This window comes from Cohnella xylanilytica, from assembly GCF_014212175.1.
Classification (GTDB): domain Bacteria; phylum Bacillota; class Bacilli; order Paenibacillales; family Paenibacillaceae; genus Cohnella; species Cohnella xylanilytica.
Genome location: NZ_JACJVR010000057.1, coordinates 75,727 through 90,251 on the forward strand (window position 1 = coordinate 75,727; position 14,525 = coordinate 90,251).

13 protein-coding genes are annotated in these 14,525 nt (G+C 60.1%); all 13 read left to right on the plus strand.

All coding sequences use genetic code 11. The features are described 5' to 3' along the window. Positions 1–80: 80 nt before the first annotated feature. Entirely contained in the window at positions 81–923 is an 843-nt protein-coding gene (locus tag H7B90_RS14995) for a MerR family transcriptional regulator (RefSeq protein WP_185136699.1), read from the plus strand. Further along, positions 898–1,260, plus strand: coding sequence for a DMT family transporter (locus H7B90_RS15000; RefSeq protein ID WP_185136700.1), 363 nt, complete (start codon positions 898–900; stop codon positions 1,258–1,260). Before H7B90_RS14995 ends, H7B90_RS15000 begins: the two co-directional genes overlap by 26 nt. Further along, the gene (locus H7B90_RS15005; protein WP_185136701.1) at positions 1,260–1,574 is read left to right on the plus strand and encodes a DMT family transporter; all 315 of its coding nucleotides are present in this window, start codon (positions 1,260–1,262) and stop codon (positions 1,572–1,574) included. The genes H7B90_RS15000 and H7B90_RS15005 overlap by 1 nt, the downstream gene beginning before the upstream one ends. Positions 1,575–1,749: 175 nt before the next feature. After that, a complete protein-coding gene (locus tag H7B90_RS15010; protein ID WP_185136702.1) occupies positions 1,750–2,730 on the plus strand; it encodes an ABC transporter permease in 981 nt (326 codons plus the stop codon). After that, a complete protein-coding gene (locus H7B90_RS15015; protein ID WP_376701734.1) occupies positions 2,730–3,611 on the plus strand; it encodes a carbohydrate ABC transporter permease in 882 nt (293 codons plus the stop codon). The genes H7B90_RS15010 and H7B90_RS15015 overlap by 1 nt, the downstream gene beginning before the upstream one ends. A gap of 32 nt (positions 3,612–3,643) precedes the next feature. Beyond that, positions 3,644–5,203 (plus strand): extracellular solute-binding protein, encoded by a 1,560-nt coding sequence (locus H7B90_RS15020; RefSeq protein ID WP_260411048.1) that lies wholly within the window; start codon positions 3,644–3,646, stop codon positions 5,201–5,203. A 93-nt stretch (positions 5,204–5,296) separates the two neighbouring features. After that, a complete protein-coding gene (locus tag H7B90_RS33420; RefSeq protein ID WP_185136703.1) occupies positions 5,297–7,627 on the plus strand; it encodes an AraC family transcriptional regulator in 2,331 nt (776 codons plus the stop codon). Between the two features lie 11 nt (positions 7,628–7,638). Next, complete coding sequence (locus tag H7B90_RS15030; protein WP_185136704.1) at positions 7,639–9,336, plus strand: glycoside hydrolase family 2 protein; 1,698 nt, start codon at positions 7,639–7,641, stop codon at positions 9,334–9,336. A gap of 183 nt (positions 9,337–9,519) precedes the next feature. Beyond that, a complete protein-coding gene (locus H7B90_RS15035) occupies positions 9,520–9,882 on the plus strand; it encodes a (2Fe-2S) ferredoxin domain-containing protein (RefSeq protein ID WP_185136705.1) in 363 nt (120 codons plus the stop codon). Positions 9,883–10,327: 445 nt separating this feature from the next. After that, positions 10,328–10,600 carry a hypothetical protein gene (locus H7B90_RS32975; protein WP_260411049.1) on the plus strand — a complete coding sequence of 91 codons (273 nt, stop codon included), beginning with the start codon at positions 10,328–10,330 and terminating at the stop codon, positions 10,598–10,600. 333 nt (positions 10,601–10,933) lie between these two features. Next, positions 10,934–12,268, plus strand: coding sequence for a sugar ABC transporter substrate-binding protein (locus tag H7B90_RS15045; RefSeq protein WP_185136706.1), 1,335 nt, complete (start codon positions 10,934–10,936; stop codon positions 12,266–12,268). A gap of 100 nt (positions 12,269–12,368) precedes the next feature. Next, positions 12,369–13,676 carry a sugar ABC transporter permease gene (locus H7B90_RS15050; protein WP_185136707.1) on the plus strand — a complete coding sequence of 436 codons (1,308 nt, stop codon included), beginning with the start codon at positions 12,369–12,371 and terminating at the stop codon, positions 13,674–13,676. After that, on the plus strand, positions 13,673–14,506 hold the full coding sequence (locus H7B90_RS15055) for a sugar ABC transporter permease (protein ID WP_185136708.1): 834 nt from the start codon (positions 13,673–13,675) through the stop codon (positions 14,504–14,506). Before H7B90_RS15050 ends, H7B90_RS15055 begins: the two co-directional genes overlap by 4 nt. Positions 14,507–14,525 lie beyond the last annotated feature (19 nt).

Consider the following 14,525-nt stretch of genomic DNA (forward strand, 5'->3'; position numbering starts at 1 on the left):
TCGGGACCCGCCGAGAAACCTCCTCTTGACTCTACCGTATGCGTGAGGGTTTAGAATAGGATCGGGAGGCGCGATGGGATATGTATAAAATCGGCCAATTGGCCAAAGAAGCCGGGATCTCCATTCGGACGCTGCGCTATTACGACGAACTGGGCATCCTGACCCCCTCGTACGTGTCGGAAGCCGGTTACCGCTACTACAACCAAGAGGATATCATGAAGCTCCATCATATCGCCACGTTGAAGCAGCTCGGCTTCACGCTGGAGCAGATCCGGGGCGTGATCGAAGCGGAATCCGGCCGGACTCGGGCCGAGCAATGGTCGCGCGCGATCCATAAGCAACTGGAATTGCTCCGCGAAGAGAAGCATCGGCTTGAGCTGCTCGAACGCAAGCTTCTGACCACCCTGCGTACGATCGAGCTTCGCGACGAGGTGACGGCGGAGGAGCTGCTTCTGTTCATCCATTCGCTTCAGTCGAGAGAGAGCGATTCGGCAGCCCAATCCGTTCGGCGGGAAAACCGGGCGAAGAGGTTCGCTTCCGACGAGCTCCCGATTATCGAGACGCTGCCGAAGCTCGACGAGGACGATCCCCGGGCGAACGAATGGATCGAGCTGCTCCGGGACATTCGAAGCCGCGTCGGAGAGCCTCCGGATTCTCCGGTATCGAGACGCCTGGCGGAGCGGATTCTGACCATCGGGGAGCAGTGGTTCCAGGGCCGGGACGACGTGCTGGAGAAGTATTGGGACTGGGTTCGCCCGGAACCCGGCGAAGACGAGAAGGTGCTCGGACTGGACGAGGAGACGATGGCTTACATCGACCGCATCGTGGACGAATATTTGCGGCGCGAACAAGCGGAGCCAACGGAGCATTCGGACGAGGAGAAAGGAAGGGAACGAATTGAGCGATCAAGCGACGGCGGTTAAAGCGAAAAAAACGATAAGCAAAAACCGGGCATGGGCGTACGTGGCGATCGGGGGCTCGCTCGAGATCGTCTGGGCCGCGGGATTTAAATACGAGGGGATTCCTTCGATCGTCGTGCTGATCGCCCTATTGACCAGCTTCGATCTCGTGATCCGGGCCACGCAGGCGCTGCCGGTCGGCACGACCTACGCCGTGTTCGCGGGAATCGGCACCGTGGGTACGGTTATCGTGGAGGCCGTTCTCTCCGGCGGGATCGGCTTGCCCAAGGTTGGCATTATCTTGCTTTTGCTGCTATTTATCGTCGGGTTGAAAATGACAAGCGTGGAGGAGCGCCGATAATGGCTTGGACGCTGCTCATCGTCGCCGGCTTGCTCGAAGTCGTCGGCGTCATCGGCATCAAACGGGTGGCCGTTCGCAACGACTGGCCCAATAATCTGATTCTGATCGGAGGCTTCTTCATCAGCTTCAGCCTGCTCACGAGAGCGATGGAGACGATCCCGCTGTCGACGGCCTACGCCGTCTGGACCGGCATCGGATCGGTCGGCGCGGCCGTGGTCGGCATGCTGTTCTTCCAAGAATCGAGGCAAGCGCTCCGGTTGCTCTGTCTCTTGGGCGTGATCGGCTGCGTCGTCGGGCTTCGGCTTGTCGAGTAAATGCGAGAGTGAAGAACAGGCTCAGCCGCGAACCCTCCGTCCTTAGGACGGAGGGTTCTTCCGCGTACAGCCGGATTGCCTTGAAGCCGCGCCGGACAAGGCTTCGCAAGATCGTCGCAGCCCATTCAAGGCCTCTCGCAAGATGTTTTTAATGCAGGCAAGACGGCTAGCGACTATGCTTCGATATGCGGCCGGCGACGAGTCTTCAAGGGGAGGGATCGCCGGGGCGACGGAGCAAAGGAGTGGCTGCAACATGACAACGCTGAGGACGCTCAGACGGGACATCTTCCTGTATCTGCTTGTCCTTCCGGGACTGCTTTATTTTGTTGTCTTCAAGTACGTCCCGATGTGGGGGATCATCATCTCCTTCCAAAATTATTCGCCGTATCTGGGGCTGTGGCACAGCGAGTGGGTCGGGTGGGCGCACTTCGATCGGCTGTTCTCGAATCCGGACTTCCTCGTCATCCTTCGGAATACGCTTGCGATCAACGCGCTCAGCCTGCTGTTCTTCTTCCCGCTGCCCATCGCGCTGTCGCTGATGATGAACGAGATCCGCAACCGCTTATTCAAGGGAGCCGTACAGTCGATCATCTATCTGCCTCACTTCCTGTCATGGGTCGTCATCGCGGGCATTAGCCTCATCATGCTGTCGGAATCGGACGGCATCATCAACGGCTTGCTGGAAGCCGCGGGCTTTAACCGCGTCGACTTCCTGACGAACGCCGATTTCTTCTGGGGGCTGCTGACGCTGCAGTCGATCTGGAAGGAGGTCGGGTGGGGGACGGTCATCTTCCTCGCCGCGATCGCCGGGGTCGACGTGCAGCTCTACGAGGCGGCGAAGCTGGACGGGGCCGGCAAGCTCCGGCAGATGTGGCATGTCACGCTGCCGGCCATTCGCAACGTTATTATCATCCTGCTCATCTTGCGGATCGGCCACATCATGGACGTCGGCTTCGAGCAGGTATACCTGATGATGAACGGAGCGGTGTCAGAGGTGGCCGAGGTGTTCGACACATACGTATACCGGGTCGGCATCCTGCAAGGCCAATTCAGCTTCAGCACGGCCGTCGGCCTCTTCAAATCGGTGGTCGGACTCGCGCTGGTCATTATCGCGAACCGGCTGTCCAAGATGTTCGGCGAGGAGGGAATGTACTAATGAGAGCCAGAGCCATGGAGAGCGCGTTCGACCGCTGGTTCGCCCGGGTCAATGCCGTCTTGCTGGTCGCCGTTGCGTTGATCTGCTTGTTCCCGTTCTACTACGTGTTCGTTGTCTCGTTCGCATCTCCCTGGGAGGTGCGTCAAGGCGGTTTGCTGTTGTTCCCCAAGGAGTGGACGCTGGATGCTTACCGCTACTTGTTCTCGACCGACGCATTCGTTCGAGCAGCGGGGATCAGCGCGTTCCTCGCGATCGTCGGCACGGTCTGCAGCCTGCTGATCACCTCGATGCTCAGCTACGGGCTCTCCCGCAAGCGATTAAAGGGCAGAAGGACGCTCTTGCTGCTGATCCTGGTGACCACGTTGTTCAATCCCGGCATTATTCCCGGCTATCTGGTGGTCCGGGATCTCGGGATGATTAACAGCGTCTGGTCGCTGATCGTGCCCGTGCTGACGAGCGGCTGGTACGTACTGTTGATGAAGGGGTTCTTCGATTCGATTCCGGCCGGACTGGAGGAGGCCGCGCTGATCGACGGCTGCAACGACATGAGCGTCTGGTATCGGATTATTCTTCCGTTGTCGCTTCCGTCGCTCGCCGCGTTCGGCCTGTTCTTCGCCGTCGCTTATTGGAACACCTTTTTTACAGCCGTTCTGTATATCAATAAACCCGACAAATGGCCGCTGCAGATATTGCTGCAGAACCTGCTTATCGATTCCTCTACCTCGTTGGGCGCCATGAGCGATTCCGCTCTTCAGAACATCCCCTCGCAGACGAAGAAGATGGCCGCCATCATCGTCTCGACGGTACCGATCCTGCTGGTCTATCCATTCCTTCAGAAGCATTTCGCCAAGGGCGCGATGGTTGGTTCCGTGAAGGAATGATGACATTATAGAAGATAGAGGGAGGCAGTCACATGCAACGTAAAGGAAAAACAGTCGCAGGTCTTCTCGCCGCGACGACGGCATTGGCCGCGATGCTTAGCGCCTGCAGCGGCAGCAGCGAGAAGGAGAATACGAGTCCGCCCGGAGCGAGCGGAAGCTCCCCGGCGTCGGCACTGGAGGGAGGTTCGCCTACCGAGATCAGCATTCTCTCGATTTTCTATCAGAAGGAGCCCCCGGCCGCGGACAACGAGATTCTGAAGGAAGTGGAGAAGCGCACAAATACGAAGCTCGACATCACTTGGGTGACGCCGAACAGCTTCAGCGAGAAGGTCAACGTGACCCTTGCGTCGGGTTCAATGCCGGATTTGACGCTGGTGACCGATACCGGCAACGCAGCGTTTCGGGCGATGGCTCAGCAGGGAGCGTTCTGGGATCTGACCGAGTTGATTAAGAGTTATCCGAACTTGATGAAGTTCCCCGATATTACGTTTACAAACAATTTGATCGACGGTAGACTATACGGGGTACCGAGGGTGAGGCCGACGGAGGGTAATGCGCAACCGCTGATCCGCACCGATTGGCTGAAGTCGCTGGGGCTTGAGATGCCCAAGACAGTAGACGAGCTGTACGCCGTAATGCAAGCGTTCAAGGAGAAGGCGCCGGACGGCCAAGACGGTACGATCGGTCTATCCGGCTACGTGAACCAGGACAACATGGGCCAGTTCGGCTTCATCGAGGACGCCTTCAACGGAACGAGCGGCAAGTACAAGGTCGTGGACGGCCGGCTTGTCGACGTGACGCTCGAGCCGAGCGAGCGGCAGGCGCTCGAATGGTTCCGCAAGGCGTACGCAGAGAAGTTGATCCCGCAGGACTTCGCGCTGCTTAAGCACGACCAAGCGAAGGATTTGGTCTACGCCGGCAGGGCGGGAATGTTCTCCGACAAGCCGAACCAAATTCCGGGCATGCTGCAGGAACTGCAGAAGGCGGGCCAGAAGGACGCCGATCTGGAATGGCTTCCTTATCTCGAAGGACCGAATGGCAAGTTCGCTTCGAAGGGCAACGGGCACTTCGGCATGTTCGTCATTCCGAAGACCGTGCCGGAGGAGAAGATGAAGAAGCTGCTCGCATTCCTCGATTACGGCGCCTCGGACGAAGGCCACGAGCTCGCCAATTACGGACGCCCGGGCATCGAGTTCAATCTTGCGGACGGAAGCTACGAGCTGACCGACAAGGCGAAGAACGATCCAAGCTTCCAATTCATGCAGAACATCTTCATGAAGTTCGATAAATACGCCAACCTCGGAACGGGTCTTCCCGCCGCGAAGCTGGCCGAAGAGCGCAAGCTGATCGACGAGGCGGCGGAAGCGAGCGTGACGAGCCCGATCAACGGACTTACCTCCGAGACCGCGTTGACGAATGGCAGCGATTACAGCAAGAAGATCCAAGACATGAAGACGAAGGTCATCATGGGAGACCGGAGCCTCGAGGACTGGGACAAGCTGGTCGAACAGCTCAAGACCGACAAGACGTATCTGAAAATTAACGAAGAGTTTAACGCGGCTTATCAAGCCCGCGCTAACGCGAACCCGTAACAAGGGGATGGAACGCTCCCGCCCGGACTTGGCGCCGGCGCGAGAGCGTTCTCCGTTGCGCCCGATGCCGCGTGCGGAGGTGGCGAGTTGCCGGTGGGGAACCAACGGACGAAGATGAGCGGAAGCGGAGGGAAAGGCCGTTACTTCCGCCGCAGCCTGGCGCTGCTGCTCATGATCGCGAGCGTGCCGTCTCTATTTATCGCGGTCAGCAATTACTGGATCGGCATTCGGCAGATCGAGAAGGAAGCGATCCGTTCGCACCAGCTTCGAACGGAGCAGGTGTCGGAGATGCTCGCCAATCAGTTCGACCAGATTGCTATTGTAATGAGCCGATGGTCGACCAACCCGCTATTCGGCGATTATCTGGATCGATTCTCGTTCCTTGAGAATATAAGCCAATCGCAAGAACTGATGCAGTCGCTGACCGTCGTTGGGGGCTCGAACCTGTTCATCGACGAAGCGCGGCTGTATCTCGGACGGCAACGCACGCTCGTGTCTGCCGAAGGCATTCAGTCCTTGTCCGGAGCCCGTCTGGAAGCCTACAGCCGGTTGCTGAAACAGCATGAGGGACTATTCCTCGCCTATGACCTGCCCTTGAATGACAAGGGGGCGATCGCACCGGTCTCCATGATCTTCAAGCTGCCTTGGTATGCGGATAAGCCGTTCGGAGCCTTCGTGCTGAATCTGAGCGGACCCGAGATCGAGAGGTCGGTCGGCTACTTGCAGACGGGCGAACGCGGAGCGGCCTTCCTCATGCAGAAGAACGGCGAATGGATCACGAAGCCGGAAGAGCGGGCGTCGGCGTTGTCCGACGCGTTGCGGAGCGAAGTGCTGGATCGCGCAGACTCCAAGGAAGGATTCTTCCCGTTCGAGTGGCAGGGGAAGGATTACCAAGTCTCGTTCAGCCGGGTTACTCAGGCGGAATGGATGTACGTGACGGCGAGTCCGGTCTCAGAGCTCTTGAAGCCGGTGCTGGCGACGTCCCGTTGGCTGGCCGCGGCGGGACTCGTCGGCCTGGCGGCGGGTCTTGCGTTGTCCTGGGTGGCGACCGAACGCTTGCACCGGCCGATTCGGCGGCTCGTTCGCCTCTTCGGGGACGGTCGGATTCCGCAGGAAGAGGAGAAGCTTCATGAGCTCGAATATCTCGAGCTCCAATGGGCCCGGTTGGGCGACGAGAGCCGGACGCTGCGCGACCGATTGAAGCGCGCCGAGCCCTCGCTGCGGGAAGGGTTCTTGCTCCAGCTCGTTCAAGGACATCTGTACGCCCTTAGCGAGTCCGACCTCCGGGAGCGGATGGAGCATCTCGGCTGGCCCGCAAGAGATAGCCGGTTCGCCATGCTGCTTATCCAGTTGTCCGGCTTATCCGCCGAGCAAGCAAGGTTCCGGGAGAACGACCGCCAACTGGTCTCTTTCGCTGCGGCCAATATCGCGCAGGAACTGGCTGACGAACAAGGTTTAGCCGCCAGCGCGATCAACTTTCAAAACCTGTCTGTCGGCCTTCTCCATTGGAAGGAGAACGGTGAGGACCCGGCGGAGGCCAAGCGGGAGCTGCTTGCGTACTCGCAACGATTGATCGGAGCGCTGTCGAACGTCTTGCGCATGCACGCGACGATTATCGTCAGCCGCTGGACGGACAGACTCGGCAGCGTGCCGGAGCTGCTTGAACAAGCCCGTAAAGCGGTGAGCTTCAGAGATCTGCAAGAGATCCACCAAGTGATCGACCTGGACGAGTTCGGCAGCGGTTCGCCGCGATCGGCCTCGGCCCGGTATCCGATCGCGGAAGAGGACGAGCTTCTCCATGCGATGTGGCTCGGGCTTCCGGAGGAATCCGAATCGCGGTATGAGCTCTTCATGGACGAGGTGGAGAAGATCAGCGAGAGCGATGCGGACTTCCGGAATACGTGCCTGCAGCTTCTAGGCCGCGTACGGGGAATGTTGATCGAACTCGGGTTCACGATGCATCCGCTAATCGTTGAGGGCCGCGTCTATGAAGAAGTGCTGTCTCTCCCCGATCCCATAGAGGTGAGAAGCTGGATGTGGCGTCGGATCGTTCGGCCGTATCTGGACGATTACGGGAAGGCGCAGAACGTCGGGGCGCGCAGGCTGGTCGAACAAGCCGTCGATTGGATCGGCGAACGTTATGCGCAGGATTTGCCGCTTGAAGCATGCGCGGAGCAGCTGCATACGAGCCCTTATACGCTGAGCCGCTCGTTCAAGCTGGTTCTCGGAGTTACCTATGTCGAACACATTCAGAACCTGAGGCTGGCAAAGGCGAAGGAGCTTCTGCTGTCGACGACGCTGCGCATCAACGAGGTGGCCGAGCGGGTCGGCTACCAGCATTCGTACTTCAACAAGCTGTTCAAAGGCGAGACGGGCTTGACTCCTACTCAATACAGGGAGAGCTTCCGACATCATCCGAATTAGGGGGAATCCGCATGGAACGAATGTTCAGGAATCATCGGGTACGCAGCAGCCGGACGATAGACGGGCTGTGGGAATTCGCGAAGACGGAAGGGGCTCCTTCCGCGACGGGTCTCGGCCGGCTCGGCTTCGATTACCGGCTGATGGTGCCGGGGTGCTGGGAGGCGCATCCGGAGCTGCGGACGTATCGGGGGCAAGGGGTTTACCGACGAAGGGTTCGGATCGAACGTTCGGGACCGGCGCGGCTCGAATTCAAAGGCGTCAGCCATACCGCCCGCGTGTACTGGGACGGGAAGGAGATCGCAAGTCATTATAATGCCTATACGGCCTTCAGCGTCATCGTCCCCGACGCGCCGGCCGGCGAGCACGAGCTGCTCGTCTGGGTCGACAATTCGTTCGGGGAATTCTCGTCGCTGCACGTTCCCAACGATTACTATACGTACGGCGGTCTCATCCGGCCGGTCGTTCTGGAGGAGCTGGAAGGTCCGTTCGTCGAGAGGGCCGCGTTCACGCCTTCCGGGGAAGACGGCGCCTGGAAGGGCCGGCTGGCGATTACGCTGGCCAATCCTTCGGCCGCCGCGCGCGAGGTGAGACCGGAGGCGGAATTGGCCGGATGCAAGCTGGAGTGGAATCCGGTCCGGATCGAAGCGGGGGAGACGATCGTTCTCGGCGGCGAATACGACTTCCCGGGGGCGGAGACCTGGTCGCCGGAGAAGCCGACGCTGCACGAGCTGTCGGTTCGGCTGCTCGATGGCGAGACGGGCAGAGCGATCGACGATTGGATCGACCGGATCGGGTTCCGCACGGTCTCGGCGAAGAACGGCCGCATCCAGCTGAACGGCCGGGACATCGTGCTGAAGGGGTTCAACCGGCACGAGGATCATCCGATGGCGGGGGCGGCGCTGACGCCGGAGCTGATGAACCAGGACATCGACCTGATGCTGGACATGGGCGCGAATATGGTGCGGACGAGCCATTATCCGAACGACGAACGCTTCCTCGATCTGTGCGACGAGAGGGGACTGCTCGTGTGGGAGGAGAACCACGCCCGGGGTCTTAGCATCGAGCAGATGCGCAATCCGAACTTCGTCTGGCAGTGCGAGCAGGTGAACCGAGAGATGGCGACGCAGCATTACAATCGACCGTCCATCATCGTCTGGGCGATACTGAACGAATGCGCGAGCGACTGCGAGGAGGGGCGGGTTCACTACAAGCGGCAGCTGGAGCAGCTCCGGGCGCTCGACTCGTCCCGCCCCCTGACGTTCGCTTCGCACCACCGGGAGAAGGAGATCTGCTTCGACCTGGCCGATATCGTCTCGTTCAATCTGTACCCGGGGTGGTATACGGACGAAGATCCCGGGGAGCTGTGCGACCGGGCCCGCGGTTGGGCGGACGCGAGCGGCGGGGCGGGCAAGCCGATGATCATGAGCGAATTCGGGGCCGACGGCTATTACGGGCTGAGGGATCCGTCGCGGGTACGGGGCACCGAGGAGAGGCAGGCCGACATCCTGGAAGCGAACCTGGCCGCTTACGCCGCCCGCCCGTATTTGTCCGGCATGCTGATCTGGCAGTTCTGCGATTGCCGCGTGACCGAAGACACGGGATGGCTCCTCACCCGGGCGGGGACGCAGAACAGCAAGGGCGTCGTCGACCGCTACCGGCGGCCGAAGCTGGCTTATTCGGTCGTACGGCGTTATTTTCGTTCGATTTGAACTCTATCCATCGCGCCGGATGTCGGGTTCCTTCGGGCAGGGGGAACTCGCTTCGCCAGGCTCGACATCCGGCGCAAGCATTGAAACCCGCTTCGTTCCCGTATATAATCGTAACAATTACATATAAGGTCTCGCATAAAACGATCAGACGCGATTTGAACGAGGACGAGAAGGAGACCAGACATGACGACGTGGAATTTGGAGGAGACCCGCTGCCATCTGCTCATCTGCAACGGCGGGAGCTGCATGGCGAAGCAAGCGGACGAAGTCACGCAAGCGATCCGGGATGAGCTTGCGTCGCTTGGCGCGGACCGGCGGATTCATACGACGCGGACCCGCTGCAACGGCCGCTGCGCGGACGCCTGCGTCGTGATCGCCTACCCGGACGGGATCTGGTACAAAGGCATCACCCCTGAGCTTGGCCGGAAGCTCGTCCGCCGGCACTTGTCCGGAGACCGGTTGGACGAACATATCGTTTATTCGTACGACGGCCGCTTCGTCTCTTCCGGCCTCTCGGCAGCAGGAACGGATAAACCAACGAATTGAAGCGTATCGCTTAAGACGATGATATCGCGGCGTTGCCGCCGGAACGGCAGCGTCGACGGAGTCGTCGACTGCATGTTCAACATTCCGCTGCTCTACTGGGCGACGGAGGAGACGGGAGACCCCCGCTTCCAGCAGATCGCGATGAAGCACGCGGACACGGCGATGACGGCGTTCGTGCGCCCGGACGGCTCCGTTAACCACATCGTCGAATTCGATCCGTTCCATGGCGGCGTCGTCAAGACGTACGGCGGGCAGGGCTGCGAGGAGGGCTCCTCCTGGACCCGCGGCCAGACGTGGGCGCTCTACGGCTTCATGATGAGCTATATCCATACGGGAAAAGAAGAGTACCTTCAGACCGCGAAGCGAATCGCGCACTACTTCATGGCGAACATCCCGGAGAGCGGCCTCGTCCCGATCGACTTCCGCCAGCCGCCGGAGCCCGCCTATGAGGACTCGACCGCCCGCCGCCTGCGGGTTGATCGAGATCGCGAAGGCGGTCGGCGAGCGGGAGAAGGAGGTCTATCTGCGGGCGGCGCTGAAGCTGCTGAAGACGCTGGACGAGCGGCGCTGCGACTGGTCCGGGGACGTCGACCACCTCGTGACGCACGGCTCGGCCGCGTATCACAATCCGAACCGCCATACGCCGATTATTTACGGAGACTATTACTTCATGGAAGCCGTGTTCAAGCTGAAGGGCGACGATTTGTATTTGTGGTAGTCCGGGCGCGGCGAGCTAGGTTCTGGCATTCCGAGGTCGATCTCCCGGATGAATACCGAAAATACAAAAATTAGAAATAAGAATGAGAGAGCAAGGTCGAGCATTCCCGAGCAAACGAGAGGGAAACCGGTATCTCTTGGAAATAACGCCAATTGCAAGCGTTTTATCCGCCGCCTTATAATCAAGGCACAAGTTGAAGGCCATGCTACCCGACAGGGTACAACCTCGGTACGGTCCCTTACCGCCGAGGTTGTGCCTTTTTTTGCTGTTGCGCAAACGTCGTTAGCATAGCCTCGGCCTGTGCCAATCCAGAGAAGGGGAGAGTCGATGTTCATGTTGGGAAGCAAGCAAAGGATTCGTTTGGCCGCATTGTTGACAGCGCTTACAGTGGTGCTGGCCGGCTGCGGAGGAGGCAACTCGTCAAGCGGAGGGAATTCCGGTTCGGAGCCGACGGGCGGCTCGTCGGCATCCGCCTCCCAAGGCGGAGATCAGGCCGGATCGTCCGGAGAAGGGGAGGACGAGCTGAAGCCGGAATCCGGCGCGAAGCTCGTCGTATGGGAAGGCCAGGAGCAATTGGAGTACATGAAGGCGATCGGCCAAGATTTCGAAGCTCAGTACGGAGTGCCCGTCACGGTCGAGGTCGTCGCGGGCGGAGACCAGGGCAAGCGGCTCGCGACCGACGGTCCGTCCAAGACGGCGGCCGACATCCTGACGCTGCCGCACGACCAGCTCGGACTCGCCGCGAAGGCCGGACTTCTGCTTCCGAACGACGCGTTCGAGGAAGAGACCCGCGCGTCCTCCGCCGAGACGGCCGTGCTCGCCTCCACCTACGACGGGGTTCTGTACGGCTATCCGAAGTCGGTCGAGACCTATGCGCTTTTCTACAACAAGAAGCTGTTCCCCGAACCGCCCAAGACTTGGGACGAGATTCTGAAGTTCGGGGAGACGTACACCGAGGCAAGCCAGAAGAAGTACGCGATCATGTGGGAATTCGTCGGGTATTACTCGTATCCGTTCATCGGCGGCTTCGGCGGATACATGTTCGGAGACGACAACACGAACGCGAAGGACATCGGCTTGAACAAGGGCGACACGGCGAAGGGGTTCGAGTTCCTCCGCCAGTTCAAGAAGATTCTGCCGATGAACGCGGGCGACATCACCTACGACGTCAAGACGCAGCTGTTCAAGGAAGGCAAGCTGGCGCTGAACGTCGACGGCCCCTGGTCCGTCGCCGCGTTCAAGGGCTCGGTCGACTTCGGAGTCGCTCCGCTGCCGAAGCTTCCGAACGGCAACGACGCGATGTCCTTCTCCGGCATCAAGTCCTATTACGTCAATTCGTACACCGCGTATCCGCAGGCCGCCCGCCTGTTCGCGCGCTTCGCGAGCAGCAAGGAGAACCAGCTCAAGAACTATCGGATGACCGGCGCCATCCCGGCGAACAAGGAAGCGGGGGCGGATCCGGCCATCGCCGGCGACCCGATCACGAGCGGCTTCTTCCAACAGTTCGAGCGCTCGGTGCCGATGTCGTCGGTCCCGGGCGTCGACCTCGCCTGGGATGCGTTGAAGGCGACCTTCGTCTCTCTCTGGGACGATCCGAGCCTCGATATCCAATCGACGCTGGACGACATGGTGAAGAAGATCGAAGACGGCATTTCATCCAAAGGCTGAACTTAAACGTTTAAGAGGCGGGCTCGCGTTTTTCCGTTCCCCGAATGGAAGCGGCGCGGGTCTGCCCTTCACCTTGTCAGAGAGAGAGGTCTTCGCCGCCATGAAGAAGCCAGCCGTCGCCGCGGTTCTATCCGTCGTCTTCATCGGATTCGGGCAAGCGTACAACCGCCAGTGGATCAAAGGGATTCTATTCGCCGCCTTCGGAGCGGCGGGGCTTTATCTGTTCGTCTTCGAGCTGTTCGATCTGCTGCGAGGATTGACGACGCTCGGGACGCAGCCTTCCGGCTTCGTGAAGACAGGCAAGCTGACGAAGATGGTGGAGGGCGACCACAGCATCTTCATGATGATCAAGGGGCTCGTCGCCTTGGTCGTCGCGCTGCTGTTCGTCTTCTTCTACGTCCTGAACGTCCGGGACGCGTATCTCGTGGCGAAGGCGAGCGCCCAAGGGACGGCTCCGCGCCGGTTCGGGCAATCGCTCGCCATGCTGGGCCAGAAGCACTTCGCGTACCTGGTGCTGCTTCCGCCTCTCGTCGCGATCGCGTTCCTGACCGTGCTGCCGCTCGTCTTCTCGGTTCTCATCGCCTTCACGAACTATGCGGACCCGATTCTGCCGCCCGCCAAGCTCGTCGATTGGGTCGGATTCGCCAACTTCGCGAAGATGCTGTCGCTGAAGCAGTGGAGCTACACGTTCGGCGGCATCCTTCGCTGGACGGTCGTCTGGGCGATTCTCGCCACGGCGACGACGTACGTCGGCGGGATTCTCGTCGCGGTGCTCATTCAACAGCCGCGCGTCCGGTTCAAGAAGTTCTGGAGAACGGCGCTCATGATCCCGTTCGCCATTCCGAACATGGTCTCGCTGCTCGTCATGCGCAATATGTTCAACAATCAGTTCGGCCCGATCAACCAATACTTGCGGAAGCTGGGCTTGGAAGGCCCGCCGTGGCTGACCGATCCGTTCTGGGCGAAGGTCACCGTCGTTCTCGCGAATATGTGGATGGGAATTCCGATTACGATGATCCTGGCCGTCGGGGTGCTGACGACGATTCCGAGGGATCTGTACGAGGCGGCGGAGGTGGACGGAGCGGGCTCGTATCAACGGCTTCGATCCATTACGATGCCGATGGTGCTGTTCGCGACCGCGCCGATTCTGATCATGCAATTCGCCGGCAACATCAACAACTTCAACGTCATCTACCTGCTCACGAACGGGGAGCCGGTCAACGTTCGCTACCAGTTCGCCGGCGATACGGACCTGCTCGTCACGTGGCTGTACAAGCTCGCCTTGAACCAGTCGCAATTCAGCTTCGCGTCGGTGATCGGCATCTTCATTTTCCTGATCGTCGGTTCGCTGTCCGTCTGGAGCTATACGCGCACGCGATCGTACCGGGAGGAGGACATGATCCAATGAGAACGAGATCCGGCCATGCGAAGCTGGTCCTCACGTACGCCATCCTGTGTCTGCTGACGTTCGCGAGCCTGTATCCGGCCCTGTGGATCGTCCTCTCCTCGTTCAAGGCCGGCAACAGCCTGTACAGCGACACGTTCATCCCCCGGGAAGCGACGCTCGTTCATTATGAGGACTTGTTCGAGAGGACGATGTATCTCCGTTGGTTCCTGAACACGTTCAAGGTGGCCGCATGCTCGACGGTTATCGGCACGTTCCTGCTGCTGATCGCTTCCTACGCGATCTCGCGGTTCCGATTCGCGGGGCGCAAGACGACGCTGAAGGCGTTCCTCGTCCTTCAGATGTTCCCCGGCTTCATGGCGATGATCGCGATCTTCGTCATGCTGAACGCGATCGGGCTGCTGAACTCCCATCTCGCGCTGATTCTCGTGTACAGCTCCGGATCGGTCATCGCGAACGTATTCGTGGCCAAGGGGTTCTTCGATACGATTCCGCGCAGTCTCGAGGACGCCGCGAGAATCGACGGCGCCAGCCACATGAAGGTGTTCCTGGCGCTGATCGTGCCGCTGTCGAAGCCGATGCTGACGTACGCCAGCCTGATGATCTTCAACGGGGCGTTCGTCGACTTCATCTTCGCGGACCTTATCCTCCGAACCGAGGAGCAGCGGACGCTGGCCGTCGGCCTGTACCGGATGGTGAGCCAGCGCAACTCGACGGAATTCACGCTGTTCGCCGCCGGGGCCGTGCTGGTCGCGGTGCCGGTGACGCTGCTGTTCTTGTTCCTCCAGCGATATCTGGTCGAAGGCCTGACCGCCGGAGCGACCAAGGGATAGGGATAGGAGGGGCCGTCCG

Coding starts and splice junctions, on each gene's coding strand:
- H7B90_RS15055 (WP_185136708.1), top strand. CDS start 13,673: ATGAGAACGAGATCCGGCCATGCGAAGCTGGTCCTCACGTACGCCATC.
- H7B90_RS32975 (WP_260411049.1), top strand. CDS start 10,328: ATGAGGACTCGACCGCCCGCCGCCTGCGGGTTGATCGAGATCGCGAAG.
- H7B90_RS14995 (WP_185136699.1), top strand. CDS start 81: ATGTATAAAATCGGCCAATTGGCCAAAGAAGCCGGGATCTCCATTCGG.
- H7B90_RS15015 (WP_376701734.1), top strand. CDS start 2,730: ATGAGAGCCAGAGCCATGGAGAGCGCGTTCGACCGCTGGTTCGCCCGG.
- H7B90_RS15005 (WP_185136701.1), top strand. CDS start 1,260: ATGGCTTGGACGCTGCTCATCGTCGCCGGCTTGCTCGAAGTCGTCGGC.
- H7B90_RS15010 (WP_185136702.1), top strand. CDS start 1,750: ATGCTTCGATATGCGGCCGGCGACGAGTCTTCAAGGGGAGGGATCGCC.
- H7B90_RS15045 (WP_185136706.1), top strand. CDS start 10,934: ATGTTGGGAAGCAAGCAAAGGATTCGTTTGGCCGCATTGTTGACAGCG.
- H7B90_RS15035 (WP_185136705.1), top strand. CDS start 9,520: ATGACGACGTGGAATTTGGAGGAGACCCGCTGCCATCTGCTCATCTGC.
- H7B90_RS15050 (WP_185136707.1), top strand. CDS start 12,369: ATGAAGAAGCCAGCCGTCGCCGCGGTTCTATCCGTCGTCTTCATCGGA.
- H7B90_RS15020 (WP_260411048.1), top strand. CDS start 3,644: ATGCAACGTAAAGGAAAAACAGTCGCAGGTCTTCTCGCCGCGACGACG.
- H7B90_RS15030 (WP_185136704.1), top strand. CDS start 7,639: ATGGAACGAATGTTCAGGAATCATCGGGTACGCAGCAGCCGGACGATA.